The following is a 22,961-nucleotide window of genomic DNA, read 5'->3' as shown; positions in this document are numbered from 1 at the left end:
GCGCATCCTCGCTGTCGAACCGGCCGGTATCGGGCTGCCACGGCGCGTCGCGCGCCATGGGGACCGTTGCGGGGGCAGCACAGGCTGGGCAGGGCCTTCCTGTTTCCCGTTTACCTTCCGCGCAAGCGTACTTGCCGAAAGCACCGGTTCGGGGCCAGAACTGTATCACCGCGGGGCAGGGAAATGCCCATTTTGTTACCATGTCAGCTTGATTTTTGGGTCGTTTCTTGCCTTTTTGCCACACCGCGCGCCCATCTCAGGACAAACCGTGCCTTATCCCCGTATCCCCTTCCCGCTGTCCGCCTACACGCATGGCGGCGAGTTCGTCCGCCAACTGGACAAGCGCATCCTGATCCTGGATGGTGCCATGGGCACGATGATCCAGCGCTACAAGCTGGGCGAGGCCGATTTCCGTGGCGAGCGCTTCGCCGAGCACCACAAGGATCTCAAGGGCGACAACGAACTGCTGTCGCTGGTGCGCCCGGACGTGATCGCGGAAATCCACCGGCAGTACCTCGAGGCCGGCGCCGACGTGATCGAGACCAACACCTTCGGCGCCACGTCGATCGCCCAGGGCGATTACGACCTGCCGGAGCTGGCCTACGAGATGAACCTGGAGTCGGCCCGCCTGGCGCGCGCCGCCTGCGACGCCTACAGCACGCCCGAGCATCCGCGCTTCGTGGCCGGGGCGCTGGGGCCGCAGCCCAAGACCGCGTCCATCTCGCCCGACGTCAACGACCCGGGGGCGCGCAACGTCACCTTCGACGAGCTGCGCGCGGCCTATGTCGAGCAGCTCAATGGCCTGCTCGACGGCGGCATCGACATCGTCCTGATCGAAACCATCTTCGATACGCTCAACGCCAAGGCGGCCATCTTCGCCGTCGAGGAAGCGTTCGAGGCGCGCGGCGTGCGCCTGCCGGTGATGATTTCGGGCACCGTGACCGATGCGTCGGGCCGCATCCTGTCCGGCCAGACCGTCGAGGCGTTCTGGAACTCGGTGCGCCATGCGCGGCCGGTCACCATCGGCCTGAACTGCGCGCTGGGCGCGGCGCTGATGCGTCCGTATGTGGCCGAGCTGTCCAAGATCTGCGACACCTATGTGTGCGTCTATCCCAACGCCGGCCTGCCCAATCCCATGGCCGAGACGGGCTTTGACGAAACGCCGGCCGATACCTCGGCCCTGCTGGAAGAGTTCGCCCAGGCCGGGCTGGTCAACATGGCCGGCGGCTGTTGCGGCACCACGCCCGAGCACATCCGCGCCATCGCCGGCAAGGTGGCCGCGCTGACGCCGCGCGCGGTGCCCGAGGTGCCGGTCAAGACCCGCCTGTCGGGCCTGGAGGCGCTCAACATCGACGACGAGACTCTGTTCGTCAACGTGGGCGAGCGCACCAACGTGACGGGCAGCAAGATGTTCGCCCGCCTGGTCCGCGAGGAGAAATACGACGAGGCGCTGGCCGTGGCGCGCCAGCAGGTCGAGAACGGGGCCCAGATCATCGACGTCAACATGGACGAGGCGATGCTGGACTCGGTGGCCTGTATGCACCGCTTCCTCAACCTGATCGCGTCCGAGCCCGACATCGCGCGGGTGCCGGTGATGATCGACAGTTCCAAGTGGGAAGTGATCGAGACCGGCCTGAAGTGCGTGCAGGGCAAGGCCGTGGTCAACTCGATCTCCATGAAGGAAGGCGAGGAGCCGTTCCGCCATCATGCGCGCCTGTGCCGCCGCTACGGCGCGGCCATGGTGGTCATGGCCTTCGACGAACAGGGGCAGGCCGACTCGCTGGAGCGCCGCAAGGAAATCTGCGGCCGCGCCTACCGTATCCTGGTCGAGGAAGAGGGCTTCCCGCCCGAGGACATCATCTTCGATCCCAACGTGTTCGCGGTGGCCACCGGCATCGACGAACACAATCACTACGCCGTCGATTTCATCGAAGGCGCGCGCTGGATCCGCGCGAACCTGCCGCATGCCCGCATTTCGGGCGGCATCTCGAACGTCAGCTTCTCGTTCCGCGGCAACGAGCCGATGCGCGAGGCGATCCATACCGTCTTCCTGTACTACGCCATCGAGGCCGGCCTGACGATGGGCATCGTCAACGCGGGCCAGCTGGGCGTATATGCCGACCTGGCGCCGCACCTGCGCGACCTGGTCGAGGACGTCATCCTGGACCGCCCCGAGCCGGTGGGCCGCAGCGACTCGGCCGACGAGCGCTCGCCCACCGAACGGCTGGTGCAGTTTGCCGAGACCGTCAAGGGCTCGGGCGCGAAGAAGGAAGAAGACCTGACCTGGCGCACCGGCTCGGTCGAGCAGCGCCTGGCGCATGCCCTGGTGCACGGCATCACCACCTTCATCGTCGAGGACACCGAGGAAGTGCGCCAGCAGGTCGCCGCGCGCGGCGGGCGCACCATCGAAGTGATCGAAGGTCCGCTGATGGACGGCATGAACGTGGTCGGCGACCTGTTCGGCGCGGGCAAGATGTTCCTGCCGCAAGTGGTGAAGTCGGCGCGCGTGATGAAGCAGGCGGTGGCGCACCTGATTCCCTTCATCGAGGAGGAAAAGCGCCAGATCGCGGCCGCGGGCGGCGATGTGCGCGCCAAGGGCAAGATCGTGATCGCCACCGTCAAGGGCGACGTGCACGACATCGGCAAGAACATCGTGTCGGTGGTCTTGCAGTGCAATAACTTCGAAGTCGTGAACATGGGCGTGATGGTGCCGTGCGCCCAGATCCTGCAGAAGGCCAAGGACGAGAACGCCGACATGATCGGCCTGTCCGGCCTGATCACGCCCAGCCTCGAAGAGATGGCCTACGTGGCTTCAGAAATGCAGCGCGACCCCTATTTCCGCGAGCGCGCCATGCCGCTGATGATAGGCGGGGCGACCACCAGCCGGGTCCATACGGCGGTCAAGATCGCGCCCAACTACGACGGTCCGGTGATCTACGTGCCCGATGCCAGCCGTTCGGTCGGCGTGGCGACCAGCCTCATGTCCGACCAGGCCCCGGCCTATTTGGCGGAGCTGGCGCAGGAGTACGAGGATGTGCGCCGCTGCCATGCCAACCGCAAGGCGGTGCCGCTGGTGTCGCTGGCCGAGGCGCGCGCGGCGCGCCCGCAGATCGACTGGTCCGGCTACCAGCCGCCGCGCCCCAAGTTCCTGGGCCGGCGCGCCTTCAAGAGCTACGACCTGGCCGAGATCGCGCGCTATATCGACTGGGGGCCGTTCTTCCAGACGTGGAGCCTGTTCGGCCCGTTCCCCGCCATCCTGGACGACAAGGTGGTGGGCGAGCAGGCGCGCAAGGTCTACGAGGAAGGCCAGGCCATGCTCAAGCGCATCATCGACGGGCGCTGGCTGACCGCCAGCGGCGTGGTCGGCTTCTATCCGGCCAACCGCGTCAATGACGAAGACATCGAGGTCTACGCGGACGAGACGCGCAGCGAGATGCTGTTCACCTACCGCAACCTGCGCCAGCAGGGCGTCAAGCGCGAAGGCGTCAGCAACAAGTGCCTGGCCGACTACATCGCGCCGCGCGACAGCGGCCTGCTCGACTACATCGGCATGTTCGCCGTGACCGCGGGCCTGGGCATCGAGAAGAAAGAGGCCGAGTTCCAGGCGGCGCTGGACGACTACTCCAGCATCATGCTGAAGTCGCTGGCCGACCGGCTGGCCGAGGCGTTCGCCGAATGCATGCACGCGCGCGTGCGCCGCGACCTGTGGGGCTACGCGGCGGACGAGGCGCTGTCCAACGATGAGCTGATCGCCGAGAAGTACAGCGGCATCCGGCCGGCGCCCGGCTATCCGGCCTGCCCGGAGCACGTGGTCAAGACGGACCTGTTCCGCGTGCTGGACGCCGCCGACGTCGGAATGGAGCTGACCGACAGCTACGCCATGTTCCCGGCCTCCAGCGTCTCGGGGTTCTATTTCAGCCACCCCGAGTCGCAGTATTTCAACGTGGGCAACATCGGCGCCGACCAGCTGGCCGACTACGTGGCGCGCAGCAGCCGCGCCGAAGAGGACGTGCGCCGCACCCTGGCGCCGAACCTGGGCTAGCTGTGAACTGTCAATAGGTTGTATTCGTCCAGGTTGAGTCTGGAGATGGGTACAGCGCACCCGATGCCTTGGTGGGGTCGATGCCAGTTGTAGTGGTGTAGCCAGGATTTCATGGCATCGGCTCGGTGTTGGGAGTTCTGGTAGGTGTGAGCGTAAGCCCACTCACGCAAGGCCGACTGGATGAAGCGTTCGGCCTTGCCATTGGTCTGTGGGCGGTAAGGTCGGGTAAAGCGGTGCTTGATGCCCAGCTCATGGCACAGCGCGGCGAAGGCGCGGCTGCGAAAGGCCGAGCCATTGTCGGTGAGCAAGCGCTGGATGGTCACGCCCAGGCGCTGGTAGTAGGCCACTGCGTCCTTGAGGAACTGGACGGCGCTGGGGAAGCGCTCGTCGGGGTGGATGTCGGTGAAGGCCACGCGGGCGTGGTCATCGATGGCCACGAAGACGAAGTCCCAGCCGGCCCCCTCAACGGTATCGCGTCGGTTGCCCGTGACCCGGTGGCCAGGGCGCTGGATACGTCCCAGCTTCTTGATGTCGATGTGCAGCAGATCGCCGGGGGCCTGATGCTCGTAGCGCACCACCGGCTCGGCCGGCTCCAGGTCGGCCAGGTGCGACAGACCGGCGCGGGCCAGGACGCGGCTGACGGTGCTGGCTGACACGCCCAGCGCCTAGGCGATGCGCGCTTGGGTCAGCCGCTTGCGGCGCAGCTCCACGATAGCCAGCGCCTTGGCCGGCGCAATCGCTCGGGGCGAGACCGTCGGGCGCGAGGACGCATCGGCCAAGCCCGCCTGGCCCTGAGCCAGGAAGCGGCCCAGCCATTTGCGCACAGTCGGCGCGGTGACCCCATAGGCGCGGGCCGCTTCAGGCACACAAACTTGATGGGCGATCAATTGCTGGACCATTTCGAGTCGACGTAGGAAGGTCAATCGGGCATGCTTATGGGTGTTCATCCGGCCGGGCTCCTTGAGTGAACTGGGGGGGTGGCGATTTCCAGTTTCTCAAATCCGGTTCGGATGAACCATGCATACAACCTATTGAATCTTCACAGCTAGGCGAGCCCGCTGGGCTCGCCAGGGCGCGGACAGGTGCTGGCCCGCACCATCAGCTGCGGCGCCAGCCGCTCGGACGCCGGGCGCCCCCCCTTGATACGCTCGAGCAGCAGCTCCATGCTGCGGTAGCCCATGGCGTGCATGGGCGAGCGGATCGTAGTCAGGCTGATCGGTAGTTCCGCGGCCAGCGGCGTGTCGTTGAAGCCCACGATGGCCACATCGTGCCCCGCGCGCAGGCCGCGATCGCGCACCGCGCCCATCAGGCCGATGGCCAGGAAGTCGTTGACCGCGAACACCGCCGAGGGCTTGCGGGCGCTGCGAAACAGTTTCTCGCCGGCCAGCCGGCCGGCGCGGGTATCGAACGGCCCATGCAGTATCCATTTGGCCGGAATATCCACCCCTTGCTCGCGGCAATAGGCAATGAACCCCGCGCTGCGGTCGCAGCCGGTGCTGGCGTACTGCTCGCCGGCCAGCACGGCGATGTCGCGATGGCCCAGCGCCAGCAGATGTTCGGCCGCCATGCGGCCGCCGGCCACGTCGTCGCAGGTCACGGCGCAATGCGTGCCGAGATGGCGGCTGACCAGCACCATGGGCACGCCGCGCCGGGCGATTTCGTCCAGGAACCGGGTATCGTCGCGGCGCGCATCGGCGAAGATCAGCCCCTCGACCCGGCGATCCAGCGCCATCTCGCCCAATTGCCGCTGGCGCGGCGGCGCGTCGCCGGTATTGGCCACGAACGTCAGGTAGCGCGAGTCGGCGGCCGCCGCGTCGATACCCTCGTAGATCGTGGCCACGACCAGGTCGGACAGCTGCGGCACCAGTACGCTGACCGTGCGCGTTTTCTGGGTGCGCAGGCCGATGGCGTGCGGATTGGGTCGGTAATTGAGCTGCTGCGCCAGTTCGCGGATGCGCTCGACCGTCTCGGGCGCGGCGGCGTTGCGCGCGTCGTCGTCGGTGCCATTGAGCACGCGCGAGACGGTCGACACGTGCACCTTCAGCTGCTGCGCCAGCGAGCGCAAAGTGACCGGAGACTGCTTACCTTTCATGTGGCCTTCCTTTTGCGCGCATCATAGCAACATTCCCGTTTTACCCAAACGTTCGGGTAAATACTAAATTGCCAGCGGCCGCGCACGCCCCTACAATTGCTACCCAAACGTTTGGGTAGAGATCCGTATGGACCATTTTCTGCAGCAACTGATCTACGGCCTGTCCGTGGGCAGCACCTATGCCATGATCGCCCTGGCGATCACGCTGGTGTTCCGGGGCATGGACATCATCAACTTCGCGCAAGGCGAAATCTTCATGGTCGGGGCATTCCTGGGCTACGTCTTCCACGTGGACCTGGGGCTGTCGATGTGGCTGGCCTTTCCGCTGGCCATCGCCTCGGCGCTGGTGTTCGGCTCGTTCCTGGAACGGATCTTCATGCGGCGGCTGGAAAACAGCAACCAGCTCTCGCTGTTCATGATGACCGTGGCGCTGTTCATCCTGCTGCGCAGCGCCGCGCAACTGGTCTTCGGCTCGTCCGCGTACCGCTTTCCGCCGCTGAGCGAACATGCGGCCTCGATCGGCTCGGTGCGCATCAGCGACCAGTACCTGATCGTCATCGGCATGACGCTGCTCATCATGCTGCTGCTGTACCTGCTGTTCACCCGCACGCCGCTGGGCCTGTCGGTGCGGGCGGTCGCGCAGGACAAGACCACCGCGCGCATGATGGGCATCAACGTTTCACGCATCAACAACTTCACCGTGGCGCTGTGCTCGGCGCTGGGCGCTGCGGCCGGCATCGTCTACGCGCCGATCGCGGTGCTGTCGTTCGACATGGGCAACCTGATCATGCTCAAGGGCTTCACCGCCGCGCTGCTGGGCGGGCTGGGCCTGCTCTCGGGCGCGGTGCTGGGCGGAATCATGCTGGGCGTCATCGAGCAGTTCGGCACGCTGTTGATCAACTCCGCCTACAAGGATCTGGTCTCGTTCTCGATCCTGCTGCTCATCATCCTGGTCAAGCCCAACGGCATCCTGGGCAAGAAGCAGATCAAGAAAGTCTAAGCAGACCAAGCCAGAAGGACACCGCATCATGTTTCGTCGCAAATATGGAACCGCGCTTTGCGCGCTGGTCCTCATCGCATTGCCGGCCCTGCTCAACGACCCGTTCATCACCCACCTGGGCGTGCGGGCAGCCACCTACGCCATCGTGGTCATGGGCCTGACGCTGTTCGCCGGCTACACCGGCCAGATCTCGCTGGGACACGCCGCCTTCTTCGGTCTGGCCGCCTATCTGTCGGGCATGATGGCCAAGGCCGGCGTGCCCTACCTGGTATCGGTGCCGGTCGCCACGGCCGCGGTCGGCGTGCTGGGCTGCCTGGTCGGCATGCTGGTGCTGCGCACCAGCGGCCACTACCTGGCGCTGGCCAGCATCGCCGTCGCGGTCATCGTGCAGGCCATCATCAAGAACAGCACGATCACCGGCGGACCTTCCGGGCTGACGGCCGTGCCCGCACCGGATTTCTTCGGCTGGTCGCTCACCAGCGACCTGGGCTACTACTACTACGTGCTGCTGTGCATGTTCGCCGGCTTCGTCATCCTGCGCCGGGTCATCGACTCGCGCACCGGCGACGCCCTGCAGGCCATCGCCAACAACGAACTGGCCGCCCAGTCGCTGGGCATCCCGGTGTTCCGCTACAAGGTGCTGTCATTCACCATCAGCACCCTGTTCGCGGCATTCGCCGGCACCCTGTTCGTGCACTACGACGGCTTCATCGACCCGGACAGGCTGGGCATCCACGTCTCCGTGCTGTTCCTGATCATGACCTTCGTGGGCGGCATCGGCAACATCTACGGCTCGGTGATCGGCGCCTTCGCGCTGACCATCATCGAGGAGTGCGCCCAGGAATTCGGCCAATACAACATCCTGGTCTACGGCCTGCTGCTGGCGCTGGTGATCCTGTTCCTGCCCAAGGGACTGGTGGATCTGCCCAACAAGCTCAAATCCCTGCGCGCGAGGTAAGCATGCTTTCCGTCAACAACGTGACCCTTTCGTTCGGCGGCGTCCAGGCGCTCTCCGACGTATCGTTCACCATGCAGGCCAATGTCATCCATGGCCTGATCGGCCCCAACGGCGCGGGCAAGACCTCGCTGTTCAACGTGGTCAGCGGCATCTACACGCCGACCGCGGGCTCGATCCGCTTCGACGGCAAGGAAATCAGCCGCCTGAAGCTGCACCAGATCAACCGCCTGGGCGTGGCGCGCACGTTCCAGAACATCATGGTGTTCCCCGACCTGACGCTGGCCGAGAACGTGATGATCGGCCGCCAGGACCGCACCCGCGCCGGGGTGCTGGCCTCCATCCTGCGCACCCCGGGCGAGCGCGCCGAACGCCGCGCCACCCGCGAACGGGCGATCGAGCTGCTGTCGTACGTCGGGCTGGCGGGCAAGGCCGACGAACTGGCCTCCAACCTGCCCTACGGCGAACAGCGCCAGCTGGACATCGCGCGCGCACTGGCCACCGACCCCAGGATCCTGCTGCTGGACGAACCGGCCGCGGGCCTGAACCTGCAGGAGCGCATCGCCCTTCGCAAGCTGATCCTCAAGCTGCACGAGCTGGGCTACACCATCGTGCTCATCGAACACGACATCAAGCTGGTCATGGGCCTGTGCGAGCACATCGTGGTGCTGGAATACGGGCACAAGATCGCCGACGGCACGCCGCAGGAGGTGCAGCGCGACGAAAAAGTGATAGCAGCCTATCTGGACGCGGGAGCGCAGCATGCTTAAGATCGACCGCATCGACACCTATTACGGCCGCGTGCAGGCGCTCAAGCAGTGCAGCCTGGACGTCGCCGCCGGCGAGTTCGTCACCCTGCTGGGCGCCAACGGCGCGGGCAAGAGCACGCTGCTCAAGTCCATTCTCGGCCTGCAGCCGGTACGCGGCGGCGCCATCGAGTTCATGGGCGAGCGCATCGACCGCCAGGCGCCCGACGCCATCATCCGCAAGGGCATCAGCATCGTCCCGGAGGGACGGCGCGTGTTCCCCGAATTCACGGTGGTCGAGAACCTGGTCATCGGCGCGCGGGCGCGCCGCTCCACCCACCACGAAATCCAGCAGGACATCGAACGCATCCTGACGCAGTTCCCCCGCCTGAAGGAGCGCTACCGGCAGAAGGCCGGCACCATGAGCGGCGGCGAGCAGCAGATGGTGGCGATCGGCCGGGCGCTGATGGGCCGCCCCAAGCTGCTGCTGCTGGACGAACCGTCGCTGGGCCTGGCGCCGCTGGTGGTGGCCGAGCTGATGGACAAGCTGCGCGAGATCCACGCCGCCGGCGCCACCATCCTGCTGGTCGAGCAGAACGTCACGCTGGCGCTGCAGACGGCCCAGCGCGGCTACCTGCTGGAGACCGGCCAGATCGTCGGCTCGGACGATACCCAAGCCCTGCTGCACAGCGACCTCGTGCGCAAGACCTATCTCGGCATGGACGGCTGATACGCGCCACGCCACTTTCGCCGATGCACGGCATCCCCCCCTCCCGACTAGAGAGACATCATGATTGCATTCGCTCCCCGCACCCTGGCCGTCGCGTCGATCGCGGCGACCGTCGCCCTGGCCGGTTGCGGCCAGAAGGAAGAACAGGCCGCGGCCGGCGCCACGCCGCTGCGCATCGGCATCATCGAATCCGTGACCGGCCCGGCCGCCTCGTACGGCGACGCCCACAACAAGGGCACCCGCCTGGCCGTCGAGGAAATCAACAAGGCCGGCGGCTTCAACGGCGTACCGCTCGAAGTGCACGGCGAAGACGACAAGAGCGACCCGGCCACCAGCATCAACGCCGCCAAGAAGCTGATCACCCAGCGCAAGGTCGACGCCATCGTCGGCTCGGCCGCCAGCCTGGTCACCATCGCCTTCTCGAAGGAAAACGAGAAATACAAGGTGCCGCTGGTCAATGGCATGGCCGGCTCGCCCATCATCACCGAGCAGGGCTTCCAGTACACCTGGCGCATCAAGATTACCGACAACCAGCTCGATACCAAGGCGATCGAGCACTATGTGCAGAACAAGAACGCGCGCAAGGTGGCCTTCCTGGCCGAGAATTCCGACTACGGCAAGCCGCCCACCAAGGCGGCCGCCGACCGCGCCCGGGAACTGGGCGCCGAAGTCGTGGCCTACGAGGAATACAACCGCGGCGAGACCGACTTCAAGGCCCAGTTGACCAACATCCGCGACCGCGCGCCCGACGTGCTGTTCGTGCACGGCTACTACACGGAAGGCTCGATCATCGCGCGCCAGATCCGCGAACTGGGGCTGAAGACGCAGCTCATCGTCAACGAGGGCCAGGGCGTGCCCAAGTTCCAGGAGCTGGCTGGCGCCGCGGCCGAGGGCGCCGTGTTCCCCACCACCTGGCTGCCGGGCCTGAGCGACGCGCGCTCCAAGCAGTTCGAGACCGCCTACCAGGCACGCTACAACAGCCTGCCCGGCGCGTTCGACGCCGGTTCATACGAAGCCGTCTACACCGTGGTGGAAGCCGCGCGCAAGGGCGGCGGCACCAAGCCCGAGCAGATCCAGGCCGGGCTGGCCCAGCTGCAGGGCTTCGAGACCCTGCTGGGGCCGGTGCGCTTCGACAAGAAGAACCAGAACGACGGCTCGATCCGCCTGGCCCGCTTCAACAACGGCAAGATCGAACCGCTGCAGTAAACCGCGGCGTCCGCCGGCCTCGCCGGCGGACGCTGTCCGCGCCTTGCCTTGCGCCTTACCCGTCTTTCATCAAAATGCTGACCATTGCTGCCCTCGCGTCTGCCTACCGCACGCGCCAGACCACCCCTTCCGCCACCCTGCGCGACCTGCTGGACCGGATAGCCGCCTCGCCGCTGAACAGTTTCATCAGCGTCGACCCTGAAACCGTCATGCGGCAGGCCGTCGACGCCGACGCCGCCTTCGCCGGCGGCGCCCCGGCGGGCGCGCTGCATGGCATCCCCGTGGCCGTCAAGGACTTGATCGACGTCGCCGGCATGCGCACCACCATGGGCTCGCAGCAGTACGCGAACCAGGCGAGCGCCGAACGCGACGCGCAGGTCGTCGCCCGGCTGCGCGCCGAGGGCGCCATCATCGTGGGCAAGACCAACACCCACGAGTTCGCCTACGGTCCCACCGGCGATCGCTCGTACTTCGGCGCGGCATGCAACCCGCGCGACCCGGCCCGCATGACGGGCGGCTCCAGCAGCGGCTCGGCCGCGGCGCTGGGCGCCGGGCTGTGCGCCGCCGCGCTGGGCACCGACACCAGCGCCTCCATCCGCCTGCCCGCCGCGCTGTGCGGCGTGGTGGGCCTCAAGCCCACCTATGACCTGCTGCCGCGCGCCGGCGCCTTCGACTTGAGCCAGACGCTCGATCACGTCGGCCCGATGAGCGCCACCGTACGCGACAACGCCGTGCTGCTGGACGCGCTCGCCGGCCAGCCGGCGCACAGCTACGCGCGCCTGGCCGGCCAATCCGTGCGTGGCCGCACCGTGGGCCTGGCCACCGGTTTCTACCTCGACTATCTGGATGCGCCGGTGCGCCAGGCGCTGGAACAGGCGCAGGAAGCCTTCCGCCAGGCGGGCGCGCAGGTGGTGCCCATCGAAATCGCCCAGGTGCAGGCCATCTACGAAGCCCAGCAACTGGTGCTCAAGACCGAAGCCTATGCGCGCCACCTGCGGGCGCTGACGACCAATGCGCCGTACCAGGACGAAGTGCGCGCGCGCCTGCTGACCGGCGCCGACGTGCTGGCGGTCGATTACCTGCAGGCCATGGCGATGCGCACCGTGGCGCGCCGGGCCTTCGACGAGGCGCTGGCACAGGTCGATGTGCTGCTATGCCCCACCTGCGGCCTCACCGCCCCGCTGCGCGACCAGCGCACCACCGCGCTCGATGGCCAGGAGTACTCCACCACCTGGCTGTTGACCCGCCTGACCGCGCCGACCAATCTGTCCGGCCACCCCAGCCTGTCGGTGCCGTTCGGCGCCGACAGCCAGGGGCTGCCCATCAGCATGCAGTTGATCGGCCGGCATCTGGACGAGGCCGTGCTGTACCAGTTCGGCCAGGCGCTCGAAGACGCCGCCTGAAGCGCGGCGGCCGCCAGCCCGCGCCGCCGTGCTTCAGCCGGCGTTGGGCGCGGCCCAGAGATTGGGCGTCATGGCGTTCGAATAGCCCGACACGAACGCCTTGCTCGCCCCGGTTTGCGGGTCGTAGACGCTGCGCCGTATGCGGCCGATATTGCCGCCGTACAAGTGGATGCTGATCGACACCCGGTCGTCGTAGGCATTGCTGACCTGGTGGATATCGCCGATCGACGGCGACACACAGGCCACGTCGCCGGGGCGCAGCACCTTGCCCGGGCCCTCCGGCGCCAGCCGGCCGTCGGCGGCGCGCCGGAACGGCTGGTCGGTCTCGGCGCCTCGCAGCATGCCGATGACGCCCCATACCGTGTGGTCGTGCACCGGCGTCTTCTGGCCCGGCCCCCACACGAAACTGACCAGCGAGTAGCGGTCGCGCGGGTCGCCGTACAGCAGATACTGCCGGTAGTACTCGGGATGCGGCTGCGCCATTTCGTCGGGCAGCCAGTCGTCATGGGCCACCAGGCCGGCGATCAGCTGCCGCGCCTGCGCCAGGATGGCGGCCTCCTGCAGGCCGGTGCGTTCGACCAGCTGGCCCAGCGCCACCACGGTATTGAGCAATCTCTCGGACATGATCCCCTCCTGTCGGTCCCTTCATTCGAGCACATCGCCCATGCGGCGTCATCATGCCCGGAAAATATCAAAATATAGGATATGAACTCTATATATGTGGAAAATAATAAAGAACAGCCTGGATGGCCGTCAATCAATATGGCCAATATCAAGCGTATTTCCAGGCCCGAGGGTGGATTCGATAACTTCCTAATACTTGGGATTACCATTTCATTATTTGATTTATGAATCCGCTATCTGTATTCTGTGCGCGACCACCCTGGCATACGCATGAGCGCCAGGCCGGCGCTTGCGCTGCAAAGGCATACGACATATGGACAAAACCCTGCTCAAGGGCCTCACGGTCCTCGAAGCCATCAGCCGGCTCGACGGCGCCACGCCCACGCTGGACCAGATCGCCGAGGAAATCGGCCTCACCCGCAGCAATACGCATCGCACCCTGCAGACGCTGGCCCACGCCGGCTATGTCCGGCGCGACCCCGCCACGGGCTCGTACCAGTGCACGCTGAAGCTGTTCGAGCTGGGCGCGCGCCAGCTGGCCAGCCTGGACGCCCGCAAACTGGCCCCGCCGTTCATGGACGAACTGGCCAGGCTGACCAACGAAACCGTGCACCTGTCCGTGCTCGACGGGCTGGACGTGGTCTATGTCGACAAGCTGGACAGCCCGCAGCCCCTGCTGGCCTATTCGACCGTGGGCGGCCGGGCGCCGGCCTACGCGGTGGCCACCGGCAAGGCCCTGCTGGCTTGCCAGACGGCCGACTACCTCGACCACTATGGCGCCGCCATCAAGCGGCACACCGAAGACACGCACGTGTCGTTGCTCGCCCTCAAGCAGGAGCTGGCCGACGTCAACCGCATCGGCTACGCCATCAACCGCGGCGAGTGGCGCCAGGGCATCGGCGGCATTGCCGCGCCGATTTTCAACGGGCTGGACAAGGCCGTGGCGGCGCTGGGCATCTCCGGCCCGCTCGAACGGCTGACAAACCAGAAAATGCGTGAATACGCGCCGCTGGTGCAACAGGCGGCGCGGCAGTTGTCGGCGCACATGGGTTATCGCGGCGGCTATTTCGGCGGCGCCGCCTGAAGCACCAGGAGAAAAAATGAACCAGGAATCCACCCTCGCAGGCGTACGCGTCATCGAAATCTGCAACGTGGCCGCCGGCCCGTTCTGCGGCATGCTGCTGGCCGACATGGGCGCCGACGTCGTCAAGATCGAGCCGCCCGGCACAGGCGACACCTTGCGCAGCTGGGCGCCCATCACCGATGGCTACAGCGAGAACTTCGCCTCCCTGAACCGCAACAAGCGCTCGGTCACCCTGAACCTGAAGAACGAGGCCGAGCGCGACGCAGCCATCGAGCTGATCGCCGGCGCCGACGTACTGATCGAAAACAACCGCCCCGGCGTCATGGACCGCCTGGGGCTGGGGCAGCAGGCCATGCGCGCGCGCAACCCGCGCCTGGTCTATTGTTCGGTATCGGCGTACGGCCAAAGCGGCCCGCGCAGCCAGGAAGGCGGCTTCGACCTGACGCTGCAGGCCATGAGCGGGCTGATGAGCGTCACCGGCGAAGAAGGCGGCGCCCCCGTGAAATGCGGCGTGCCCGTCTACGACTTCACCGCCGGCCTGTATGCCGCCTTCGCCATCGCCGCCGCCCTGCGCCGCGTGCAGGCCGACGGCCAGGGCACGCACATCGACGTCTCCATGCTCGGAGCCACGCTGGGCATCGCCGCCCTGCAGACCTCCCAGTACTTCGGTACCGGCGTGGACCCGGTCAAGCTGGGCTCGGCGCACCCCCGCAACGCGCCGTACCAGGTATTCCGCTGCAAGAACGGCTACTTCGGCATGGCCGCCGGCAACAACTCGCTATGGAAAGCGGTCTGCAAGGTCGTCGAGCGCGACGACCTCCACGCCGACCCGCGCTTTGCCAATCCCACCGACCGCGCCGAACACCAGGTCGCCCTGCGCGACATCCTGGAGGCCATCTTCGCCGAACACGACTCCCATGCCTGGCTGGAGCGCTTCCGCCAGGCCGGCGTGCCGTGCGCGCCCATCAACGACTACTCCGAAGTGCTGGCCGACCCGCCGGTCGAACACATGGATTGGGTGCAGGACCTCGAATTGCCCAACGGCGTGCGCACCCGGACGTTCGTCTCGCCGGTGCGTTTTGACGCGCGCACGGCCGGCGTCATGCGCCGCCCGCCCGCCCTGGGCGAGCACAACGACGAGATCCTGTCGGCCCTGGCGGCCCGGCCGGCGGGTTGAGCGCCATGTCCGCCTCCCTTCCCCTTACCATCACGCGGCAACCGGCAGCCTGGACCTTCACGCTGTCCCGCCCCGAAAAACGCAACGCGCTGTCGGCCGAACTGGTCGAGGCGCTCATCGACGGCGTGGATGCCGCCCACCGCGAACAGGTGCCGCTGCTGGTGTTCGCCGGCGCTGGCAGGAACTTCAGCGCCGGATTCGACTTCACCGACTACGAGACGCAAAGCGAAGGCGATCTGTTGCTGCGCATGGTGCGCATCGAAATGCTGCTGCAGCGCGTGGCCGGCTCTCCCAGCCTGACGCTGGCGCTGGCGCACGGCCGCAACTTCGGCGCGGGCGTGGATCTGTTCGCGGCCTGCAAGTGGCGTTATTGCACCCCGGAGGCCGGCTTTCGCATGCCCGGGCTGAAGTTCGGCCTGGTGCTGGGCACACGCCGCTTTCGCGATATCGTCGGCGCTGACCAGGCCCTCTCCATCCTGGGCAGCGCCCGTGCATTCGACGCCGACGAAGCGCGGCGCATCGGCTTCGTGCGCGACTGCGCCGCCCAGGCGCAGTGGCCCGCGCTGATCGACGCGGCCGCCGAAGCGGCCACCGCGCTCGATCCGGCCACCCGCGCCACGCTGCACCGGGTACTGCGGGACGACCACGACGACGCCGACCTGGCCGCGCTGGCCCGCTCGGCCGCGCAGCCGGGGTTCAAGGCGCGCATCCGCGACTATCTGGCCCAGTAGGCCCGCCTAGAACCAGATCCGCACGCCCGCCATGATGGCCCGCTCCGAGCGGCTCTCGCCCTCCTCGCTGGCATAGCTGGCGGTCTTGCCGAACTTGCGGCCGAACGAAACGCCGACATAGGGCGCCACTTCGCGCGTGATCTCGTAGCGCAGGCGCAGCGAGAACGACGCGTCGGACAGGCCGGCGCCGATGCCGCGCGCCTTGTCGTCCTTGCCGTACACGCTGGCCTCGATCTCCGGCGTCAGGACGAGCCGCTGGGTCAGCAGCAGGTCGTACTCGGCTTTCAGCGCCAGCGCGGTCCGCCCCGAGCCGCCCACGTAGGCCGTCACCTCGGTCTCGATGTTGTACGGCGCCACGCCCTGCAGGCCGATGGCGCCCCAGTTGCGCTTGGGTCCGGTGCCGAAATCGCGCCGCGCGCCCACCTGCAGATCCCAGAACGGCGAGATCGTGCGATTCCAGAAGGCTTCCACCTTGCCGTCGGAGCGGCCGCCGACGCGCTCGCCCTCGCTCTTGATCCACAGCTTGTCCAGGTCGCGCCCGACCCAGAACTGGCCATCCCATTGCAGGCCCGTGCGACGGTCGCGGTCATAGGTCATGCCCAGCTTGTCGAACAGCAGCTGGCTGGTCACCATGTCGTCCATCATGTGCGAATGGATGCCGTAGGCTGCGTACGACTGATCACCCGCGCCATCGCTGCTCGGCAAGGCGCCGATCGCCGGCGCAGGCGCGGCGCCGTGATCCATGCCCGGCATGGAGCCATGGTCCATCGCCGGCGCCTGCGCCCAAGCGCTCGCGGCCGCGGCCGCGGCGGCCAGGCCCAGGCTGGCCGCCATGCCGGCCAATCGCTTCCTGTCGATACTGAAATTCGGCATGTTCCGTTCACTCCACGACGACGGCGCGGAACATGCCCGCTTCCATGTGATACAGCAGATGGCAGTGGTAGGCCCAGTTCCCCCTGGCGTCCGCGCTCACGCGGTAGCTGATCCGCTGGGCCGGATTCAGGCTGATCGTGTGCTTGCGCACCTGGAAGTTGCCGTCGGGCGACTCGAGATCGCTCCATAACCCATGTAAGTGGATGGGGTAGGTCATCATGGTGTCGTTGACCAGCACGAAGCGCACGCGCTCGCCGTACTTCAGCACGATGGGCTTGGCCTGCGAAAACTTCAGGCCATTGAACGACCACATGTAGCGATCCATATTGCCCGTCAGGTGCAACTCGATCTCGCGGGTCGGCGCGCGGTTGTCCTCGGGTTCGACCATGGAGCGCAGGTCGGCGTAAGTCAGGACCTTGCGTCCGTTGTCGCGCAGACCGACGCCCGGATCGTCCAGCCGCGTGGTCACGATATCGGGCAGCATGGAATTGGCCGGGCCGTGCTCGGCGGGATAGGGGTGCCTGACTTCCACCATGCCCCCGCTCGCCTCGCTCGAGCCATGCCCCATGGCGGCATGGTCCATCCCGCCCATGGCGCCGTGGTCCATGGCCGCGCCCTGCTGCCCCGCCGCGCCGTGGTCCATGCCGGGCATGTCGTGCGCCATGCCCATGTCCATCATCGTGAGCACCTGCACCGGATCGAGCGCCGGCACTTCGGCCTGCATGCCCTCGCGCGGCGCCAGCGTGGCGCGCGCGTAGCCCGAGCGGTCCATCGCCTGCGAGAAGATCGTATAGGCGCGATCCTCGGCCGGCTCGACGATCACGTCGTAGGTCTCGGCCACGGCGATGCGGAACTCGTCGACCTCCACCGGCCTCACCGGCAGCCCGTCCGCCGCCACGACCGTCATCTTCAGGCCGGGAATGCGCACATCGAAGTACGTCATGGCCGAACCGTTGATGAAGCGCAGCCGCACCCGCTCGCCCGGCTTGAACAGCCCGGTCCAGTTGCCGGCCGGCGACTTGCCGTTGGCCAGATAGGTATAGGTCGCGCCCGAGACGTCCGCCAGGTCGGTCTGGTTCATGCGCATCTGCTGCCACATCAGGCGCTCGCCCAACGTGCTTGCCCAGCCCTGCTTGCGCGCATCGTCGATCAGGTTGTCGACGGTGGGCTGGATGTAGTTGTAGTAATCGGGCATGACCTTGAGCTTGCGGAACACGCTCATGGGGTCTTCATCGGTCCAGTCGGACAACAGCACCACGTGGTCGCGCTCGGCTCGCACCGGATCGGCGCGCCTGGGCTCGATGACGATGGCGCCGTACAGGCCCGTCTGTTCCTGGAACCCCGAGTGGCTGTGATACCAGTACGTGCCGCTTTGCCGTACCTGGAAGCGGTAGGTGAAGGTCTCGCCCGGGCGGATGCCCGGAAAGCTCAGGCCGGGCACGCCGTCCATCCCGGTCGGCAGCAGGATGCCATGCCAGTGGATCGACGTGTCTTCGTCCAGCCGATTGGTCACGCGCAGCGTCACCGTATCGCCCTCGCGCCAGCGCAGGATGGGCGCCGGGATGCTGCCGTTGACCGTCGTGGCCATGCGCGCCGCGCCGGTGAAGTTGGCCGGCGTGCGGCCGATCTCCAGGTTGAACTCGGTGCCCGACAACACTTCGGGCTGCGCCGCGCCGGGCTGGGCCCAGGCGGCCTGGCGCCACAGCCCCAGGCCCGCCAGCACGCCTCCGCCCGCCAGGCCCTGGACGAAGCGGCGGCGCTGATTCGAAACTGCTCTGCTCATTCGTGCTTCTCCCCGGGAACGCCGCGGCGCCCCGGCTCGTGGTTACTTGACGGAAACCGCGCCCTTCATGCCGGCCGGATAGTGCCCGGGTTCGAGGCAGCCGAAAGCCACGCGCCCCGCCTTGTCGAACTGCCAGACGATCTCGCCGCTCTTGCCGGCATCGAGCGACACCGAATTGGGCTCCTCGTGGCGCATGCCAGGATCCTTGAGCATCATCTGGTAATGCGCGCCCAGGTCGGCATCGGTACCCAGCACCATCTCGTGGCGGATCTTGCCGGAATTGGTCACCTTGAAGCGCACGGTCTCGCCAGCCTTGACCTCGATCTGGTCGGGCGTGAAACGCATGGCGTCGGTCATGTCGACATTGACCGTCCGGCTGGCCTTGGACGCCACGCCGGGCTTGCCGATCGCGGTGGCGCCGGAGGCGGCCGCGCCGAACGAAATCCCGCACGCGGCCGCGGCCATGCGCACTGCGTACACCCTTGCTCTCATGTTCGATCCTCGCTGGTCAGACTGGGTCAAGCGGCCACTGTAGTGAGCCGCGACCGTCCGCAAGCTGTCGGGAACATTACTTTTCTGTCATGTAGGCGCCGCGCGCATCCAGCGCGGCAACCGGGGAGCAAGGCGCACGCCGGCCGACGCCGCCACGGCGCATGGGCAGTGCGGTCCGGACGAATGGCCGGAAGTGACTCTTCTGGGATTGCGGTGCGGACGCGGCGCGGTGGCGCGACGCTTGCGCGTTGCGCCACGCCGTCCGCCTGCTGCGGACCGTGGCGCCGCGATGGCCGCTAGGGCCTTGGGAAACTGGCGCGCCCGACAGGAATCGAACCTGTATCAAGAGCTTCGGAAACTCTCATTCTATCCATTGAACTACGGGCGCGAAGAGGCGACATTGTACCGAACTTTGCGATTCGCGCACGCCCCGTGCGGGCAGCGACAATTCTCTCATCGCATGAGCGTTATATAATCTAGCGTTTGCATGCGGGGAGCCCGGCTTCGGTGCGCCTTGCTCTGTAGTGATTGGATTGTCTCTTGCCGCCTTCTAGGTGTGAACTGTCAATAGGTTGTATTCGTCCAGGTTGAGTCTGGAGATGGGTACAGCGCGCCCGATGCCTTGGTGGGGTCGATGCCAGTTGTAGTGGTGTAGCCAGGATTTCATGGCATCGGCTCGGTGTTGGGAGTTCTGGTAGGTGTGAGCGTAAGCCCACTCACGCAAGGCCGACTGGATGAAGCGTTCGGCCTTGCCATTGGTCTGTGGGCGGTAAGGTCGGGTAAAGCGGTGCTTGATGCCCAGCTCATGGCACAGCGCGGCGAAGGCGCGGCTGCGAAAGGCCGAGCCATTGTCGGTGAGCAAGCGCTGGATGGTCACGCCCAGGCGCTGGTAGTAGGCCACTGCGTCCTTGAGGAACTGGACGGCGCTGGGGAAGCGCTCGTCGGGGTGGATGTCGGTGAAGGCCACGCGGGCGTGGTCATCGATGGCCACGAAGACGAAGTCCCAGCCGGCCCCCTCAACGGTATCGCGTCGGTTGCCCGTGACCCGGTGGCCAGGGCGCTGGATACGTCCCAGCTTCTTGATGTCGATGTGCAGCAGATCGCCGGGGGCCTGATGCTCGTAGCGCACCACCGGCTCGGCCGGCTCCAGGTCGGCCAGGTGCGACAGACCGGCGCGGGCCAGGACGCGGCTGACGGTGCTGGCTGACACGCCCAGCGCCTGGGCGATGCGCGCTTGGGTCAGCCGCTTGCGGCGCAGCTCCACGATAGCCAGCGCCTTGGCCGGCGCAATCGCTCGGGGCGAGACCGTCGGGCGCGAGGACGCATCGGCCAAGCCCGCCTGGCCCTGAGCCAGGAAGCGGCCCAGCCATTTGCGCACAGTCGGCGCGGTGACCCCATAGGCGCGGGCCGCTTCAGGCACACAAACTTGATGGGCGATCAATTGCTGGACCATTTCGAGTCGACGTAGGAAGGTCAATCGGGCATGCTTATGGGTGTTCATCCGGCCGGGCTCCTTGAGTGAACTGGGGGGGTGGCGATTTCCAGTTTCTCAAATCCGGTTCGGATGAACCATGCATACAACCTATTGAATCTTCACAGCTAGCCGCGCCCGAACTGGTCGAACACGCGCTCCACGGCTTCCTGCGCCGGCCCGTGGCGTCGCGCGTACATACAGATTTCCATCGGAATGGCGCAACGCCGGTCCGCCACCGCGACGATCTCGCCGTGCTCCACGGCCGCGCGGGCGCTGGAATCGGGCAGCCACGCCAGCCCCACGCCGGCGCGCACCAGGTCGCGCGCGCCGTCGACGAAATCGGTCTCGCACACCCGCTGCAGGACGGCGCGCTGCAGCAGCGGCCCGCACGACAGCTCGATCAGGCGCCGGAAATAGGCGCCCTGCGCATACGACACATAGGGATAGCGCGCCTGCGGCGCCTCGCACGCCAGCTCGGCCTCGTCCAGCGCCATGCCCGCCGGGCGATACAGGCGCAAGACATCGGCCTCGACGCCTGCCCGCATATAACTCTGCGCATCGAGCTGGATGTCCTCCACGGCATGGCGAAAGCACACCAGCAGGTCCACCACGCCGGCGGCCAGCCATTCGACCGAGTCATGCACATTGCCCACGTGCAGGCGCAGCGACGCCGCGCCGCCAACCTGCTGCCAGCGCGCGCACCAGGCGGGAAAGCGCGAGGTCGCCAGGCAATGCGGCATGGCCACGCGCAACACCATGCTGTCGTGCCCGGTCGCGCCCGCTTCGCCGCGCGCGTCGATCACCTTGCGTACGATCTCGGCGGCGGCCGAGCGGAACTGCTCGCCCGCCGCCGTCAGGCGTGTCGGGAAGCAGCCCCGGTCGATCAGAGGCGTGCCGACCCAGGTCTCCAGCGACTGGATGCGCCGGCTGAAGGCCGACTGCGACACATGGCGCAGCTCGGCAGCCGTCGTGAACTGGCCGCATTCGGCCAGGGTCAGAAAATCCTGGAACCAACGTAGATCCATCACCATCACCGCGTAATCGGAAGCGCCGAATGCAGGGCAGTATAGGGATGGGTGCCTGGCCGGTTATGCGAAATCTGCATAACGCGGCGATTTGCAGGGTTACTCCTTAGGCGGATCGCCGTCGATCGTCGAACGGCCCAGCTCTCCCGCCGCGGCCAGCAGGGCCAGCGCGCGGGTGCGCAGCTGGGCGGCATACAGCACGTGGCGCTGCCGGGCCGACAGCCAGTCGGATTGCGCGCGCAGCAGCTCCGCGACGCCGCCCACCCCCGCCTCGTAGCGGCGCAGGTCCGACTCGTAAGCGGCTCGCGCGGCCTTCAGCCAGCGCAAGCTGGCCTCATGGCTGGCGCGCGCAGCCCGCAGATCGGCATAGGCGCGCGCCACGGCCGCGCCGGTCGCCAGGCGGGCCTGGTCGAGCAGAGCCTCCTGGCGCTGCACTTCGGCGCGCGCGCCCTGGATCCGATGTCTCCGGGCGAATCCGTCGAACAGCGGAATCCGCAGGTTCAGACTGGCGGACACGCTGCGCGACGAACCGGCGAACACCGAGACGTTCTCGCTACTGTTGCGATAATGGCCCAGCGAAAGATCCACCGTCGGCATATCCGTGGCCCGCGCCACATCGACCTGGGCGGTGGCCGCTGCCAGGCCCGCCTGCGCTGCCTTGATCGCGGGATGACGCTGCCGGGCGTCCCGCAGCCATTGGGCCAGCTCCCGATCTTCGATCCGTTGCGGCGCCAGCGGACCCGGCGCCAGGACGATCGGCGTGGCCGGATCGACGCCCAGGACCTGCGCCAGGCCGGCCAGCGCGCGTGCCTGCGCGCCTTCGGCCTGCGCCTGCGCCAGGCGCGCGCGCTCCAGGGCAGCCTGCGCATGCAGCACATCGCCGTGGCTGTCCAGGCCTGCGCGCGCGCGGCGCGCCGCGATGCTGGCCGAACGCCGGGCGATCTCCGTGTCTTCCACCGCAGTATGCAGCGCCTGCCGCGCCGTGGCCGCCTCGTAATAGGCGCCGACCACTTCGGCCAGCTTGTCCTGCAGCACCGCGCCATAGGCCTGCGCGGCCTCGTCCAGTTGCGCCTGTGCCGCCCGCAGGGCGGCCGAACGGGCGCCCGAGTCGAACAGGCGCCAGGCCAGCGTTACCGCCATCACATTGTTGCGAACCCCGTCCTCGCCCAACCCCGTGCTGCGCCGCTGCGCCGAACGCCCGGCGCTCAACGCGACGCTGGGATAATAGGGCGCACGCGCCAGCCCGACCTCGGCCGACCGCGCCTTGATCCGCGCCCAACCCTGGCGCAAGGCCGGGCTGTGGCACAGCGCCAGGTCGATCGCCTCGAGCAAGGCCAGGTCGTCGAGCCGATCCGCCGGCGGCGGACAAGGCCACGAGACGGCAGGCGCCGCCTGGCCCTCGAACGCGGGCGGCGTTGCCAGGCCATCGCGCGCCCGCACCCCGCCTCCCACGCTCAGCGCGAACCCGGCCCACAGCGCCAACGCCAGGGCCCGGCCGCGTCGCCTGACTTGCACCGCGGCCAT

General features: G+C 67.2%; 18 protein-coding genes, 1 tRNA gene, 1 pseudogene and 1 riboswitch. Of the genes and pseudogenes, 10 read left to right on the top strand and 10 right to left on the bottom strand.

Annotated elements, in window-relative coordinates; all coding sequences use genetic code 11:
* Positions 1–4: 4 nt before the first annotated feature.
* Positions 5–163, bottom strand: a riboswitch (cobalamin riboswitch).
* A gap of 105 nt (positions 164–268) precedes the next feature.
* Entirely contained in the window at positions 269–4,042 is a 3,774-nt protein-coding gene (metH, locus tag BN118_RS02500) for a methionine synthase (RefSeq protein ID WP_014905486.1), read from the top strand.
* Here metH and BN118_RS02495 read toward each other — a convergent pair.
* Together BN118_RS02495 and BN118_RS02490 are read right to left on the bottom strand one after the other, a co-directional pair.
* Positions 4,039–4,989 (bottom strand): annotated as a pseudogene (locus tag BN118_RS02495) (IS481-like element IS481 family transposase). The gene metH and the pseudogene BN118_RS02495 sit on opposite strands and share 4 nt — an antisense overlap.
* A gap of 98 nt (positions 4,990–5,087) precedes the next feature.
* Complete coding sequence (locus BN118_RS02490) at positions 5,088–6,134, bottom strand: LacI family DNA-binding transcriptional regulator (protein WP_003815283.1); 1,047 nt, start codon at positions 6,132–6,134, stop codon at positions 5,088–5,090.
* 127 nt (positions 6,135–6,261) lie between these two features.
* On the opposite strand from BN118_RS02490, the gene BN118_RS02485 reads away from it, so the two are divergent.
* The 6 genes from BN118_RS02485 (at position 6,262) to BN118_RS02460 (ending at position 12,174) form a co-directional block, all read left to right on the top strand.
* Positions 6,262–7,134, top strand: a complete 873-nt coding sequence (locus BN118_RS02485; RefSeq protein ID WP_003817774.1) for a branched-chain amino acid ABC transporter permease — start codon at positions 6,262–6,264, stop codon at positions 7,132–7,134.
* Between the two features lie 28 nt (positions 7,135–7,162).
* Complete coding sequence (locus BN118_RS02480) at positions 7,163–8,092, top strand: branched-chain amino acid ABC transporter permease (RefSeq protein WP_014905485.1); 930 nt, start codon at positions 7,163–7,165, stop codon at positions 8,090–8,092.
* Between the two features lie 2 nt (positions 8,093–8,094).
* Positions 8,095–8,859, top strand: coding sequence for an ABC transporter ATP-binding protein (locus BN118_RS02475; protein ID WP_014905484.1), 765 nt, complete (start codon positions 8,095–8,097; stop codon positions 8,857–8,859).
* Positions 8,852–9,565, top strand: a complete 714-nt coding sequence (locus tag BN118_RS02470; RefSeq protein ID WP_014905483.1) for an ABC transporter ATP-binding protein — start codon at positions 8,852–8,854, stop codon at positions 9,563–9,565. The genes BN118_RS02475 and BN118_RS02470 overlap by 8 nt, the downstream gene beginning before the upstream one ends.
* A gap of 60 nt (positions 9,566–9,625) precedes the next feature.
* Positions 9,626–10,771 (top strand): ABC transporter substrate-binding protein, encoded by a 1,146-nt coding sequence (locus BN118_RS02465; protein WP_010931408.1) that lies wholly within the window; start codon positions 9,626–9,628, stop codon positions 10,769–10,771.
* Between the two features lie 74 nt (positions 10,772–10,845).
* Complete coding sequence (locus tag BN118_RS02460; protein ID WP_014905482.1) at positions 10,846–12,174, top strand: amidase; 1,329 nt, start codon at positions 10,846–10,848, stop codon at positions 12,172–12,174.
* Positions 12,175–12,207: 33 nt separating this feature from the next.
* Here BN118_RS02460 and BN118_RS02455 read toward each other — a convergent pair whose 3' ends face one another.
* Positions 12,208–12,798, bottom strand: coding sequence for a cysteine dioxygenase family protein (locus BN118_RS02455; protein ID WP_003815296.1), 591 nt, complete (start codon positions 12,796–12,798; stop codon positions 12,208–12,210).
* Between the two features lie 289 nt (positions 12,799–13,087).
* On the opposite strand from BN118_RS02455, the gene BN118_RS02450 reads away from it, so the two are divergent.
* Genes BN118_RS02450 through BN118_RS02440 form a run of 3 tightly spaced genes read left to right on the top strand, consistent with a single transcriptional unit; the run spans position 13,088 to position 15,790 of the window.
* Positions 13,088–13,882 (top strand): IclR family transcriptional regulator, encoded by a 795-nt coding sequence (locus BN118_RS02450; protein ID WP_010931406.1) that lies wholly within the window; start codon positions 13,088–13,090, stop codon positions 13,880–13,882.
* A 16-nt stretch (positions 13,883–13,898) separates the two neighbouring features.
* A complete protein-coding gene (locus BN118_RS02445; protein ID WP_014905481.1) occupies positions 13,899–15,059 on the top strand; it encodes a CaiB/BaiF CoA transferase family protein in 1,161 nt (386 codons plus the stop codon).
* On the top strand, positions 15,056–15,790 hold the full coding sequence (locus tag BN118_RS02440; RefSeq protein WP_019249391.1) for an enoyl-CoA hydratase/isomerase family protein: 735 nt from the start codon (positions 15,056–15,058) through the stop codon (positions 15,788–15,790). Before BN118_RS02445 ends, BN118_RS02440 begins: the two co-directional genes overlap by 4 nt.
* 6 nt (positions 15,791–15,796) lie before the next feature.
* On the opposite strand, the gene BN118_RS02435 is transcribed toward BN118_RS02440, so the two are convergent.
* The 7 genes from BN118_RS02435 to cyaE all read right to left on the bottom strand — a co-directional run bounded on the left by BN118_RS02435 (position 15,797) and on the right by cyaE (position 22,961).
* Entirely contained in the window at positions 15,797–16,663 is an 867-nt protein-coding gene (locus BN118_RS02435) for a copper resistance protein B (protein WP_010931404.1), read from the bottom strand.
* A gap of 7 nt (positions 16,664–16,670) precedes the next feature.
* Complete coding sequence (locus BN118_RS02430; RefSeq protein ID WP_010931403.1) at positions 16,671–18,446, bottom strand: copper resistance system multicopper oxidase; 1,776 nt, start codon at positions 18,444–18,446, stop codon at positions 16,671–16,673.
* Positions 18,447–18,488: 42 nt separating this feature from the next.
* Positions 18,489–18,938: a cupredoxin domain-containing protein gene (locus BN118_RS02425; protein WP_041166127.1), complete on the bottom strand. Its 450-nt coding sequence runs from the start codon at positions 18,936–18,938 to the stop codon at positions 18,489–18,491.
* Between the two features lie 313 nt (positions 18,939–19,251).
* A tRNA-Arg gene (locus BN118_RS02420) sits at positions 19,252–19,326 on the bottom strand.
* Positions 19,327–19,488: 162 nt separating this feature from the next.
* The gene (locus tag BN118_RS02415) at positions 19,489–20,439 is read right to left on the bottom strand and encodes an IS481-like element IS481 family transposase (RefSeq protein WP_005013747.1); all 951 of its coding nucleotides are present in this window, start codon (positions 20,437–20,439) and stop codon (positions 19,489–19,491) included.
* Between the two features lie 98 nt (positions 20,440–20,537).
* Complete coding sequence (locus BN118_RS02410) at positions 20,538–21,446, bottom strand: LysR family transcriptional regulator (protein WP_010929999.1); 909 nt, start codon at positions 21,444–21,446, stop codon at positions 20,538–20,540.
* 90 nt (positions 21,447–21,536) lie between these two features.
* Positions 21,537–22,961, bottom strand: coding sequence for a cyclolysin secretion protein CyaE (gene cyaE, locus BN118_RS02405; RefSeq protein WP_010929998.1), 1,425 nt, complete (start codon positions 22,959–22,961; stop codon positions 21,537–21,539).

This window comes from Bordetella pertussis 18323, assembly GCF_000306945.1.
Lineage (GTDB): Bacteria > Pseudomonadota > Gammaproteobacteria > Burkholderiales > Burkholderiaceae_B > Bordetella > Bordetella pertussis.
The sequence above is the reverse complement of the archived record's forward strand: the minus strand, read 5'-3'. Positions and strand labels throughout refer to the sequence as shown.

Coding starts and splice junctions, on each gene's coding strand:
- BN118_RS02490 (WP_003815283.1), bottom strand. CDS start 6,134: ATGAAAGGTAAGCAGTCTCCGGTCACTTTGCGCTCGCTGGCGCAGCAG.
- BN118_RS02485 (WP_003817774.1), top strand. CDS start 6,262: ATGGACCATTTTCTGCAGCAACTGATCTACGGCCTGTCCGTGGGCAGC.
- BN118_RS02480 (WP_014905485.1), top strand. CDS start 7,163: ATGTTTCGTCGCAAATATGGAACCGCGCTTTGCGCGCTGGTCCTCATC.
- BN118_RS02475 (WP_014905484.1), top strand. CDS start 8,095: ATGCTTTCCGTCAACAACGTGACCCTTTCGTTCGGCGGCGTCCAGGCG.
- BN118_RS02470 (WP_014905483.1), top strand. CDS start 8,852: ATGCTTAAGATCGACCGCATCGACACCTATTACGGCCGCGTGCAGGCG.
- BN118_RS02465 (WP_010931408.1), top strand. CDS start 9,626: ATGATTGCATTCGCTCCCCGCACCCTGGCCGTCGCGTCGATCGCGGCG.
- BN118_RS02460 (WP_014905482.1), top strand. CDS start 10,846: ATGCTGACCATTGCTGCCCTCGCGTCTGCCTACCGCACGCGCCAGACC.
- BN118_RS02455 (WP_003815296.1), bottom strand. CDS start 12,798: ATGTCCGAGAGATTGCTCAATACCGTGGTGGCGCTGGGCCAGCTGGTC.
- BN118_RS02445 (WP_014905481.1), top strand. CDS start 13,899: ATGAACCAGGAATCCACCCTCGCAGGCGTACGCGTCATCGAAATCTGC.
- BN118_RS02435 (WP_010931404.1), bottom strand. CDS start 16,663: ATGCCGAATTTCAGTATCGACAGGAAGCGATTGGCCGGCATGGCGGCC.
- BN118_RS02430 (WP_010931403.1), bottom strand. CDS start 18,446: ATGAGCAGAGCAGTTTCGAATCAGCGCCGCCGCTTCGTCCAGGGCCTG.
- BN118_RS02425 (WP_041166127.1), bottom strand. CDS start 18,938: ATGAGAGCAAGGGTGTACGCAGTGCGCATGGCCGCGGCCGCGTGCGGG.
- BN118_RS02415 (WP_005013747.1), bottom strand. CDS start 20,439: ATGAACACCCATAAGCATGCCCGATTGACCTTCCTACGTCGACTCGAA.
- cyaE (WP_010929998.1), bottom strand. CDS start 22,961: ATGGCCGCGGTGCAAGTCAGGCGACGCGGCCGGGCCCTGGCGTTGGCG.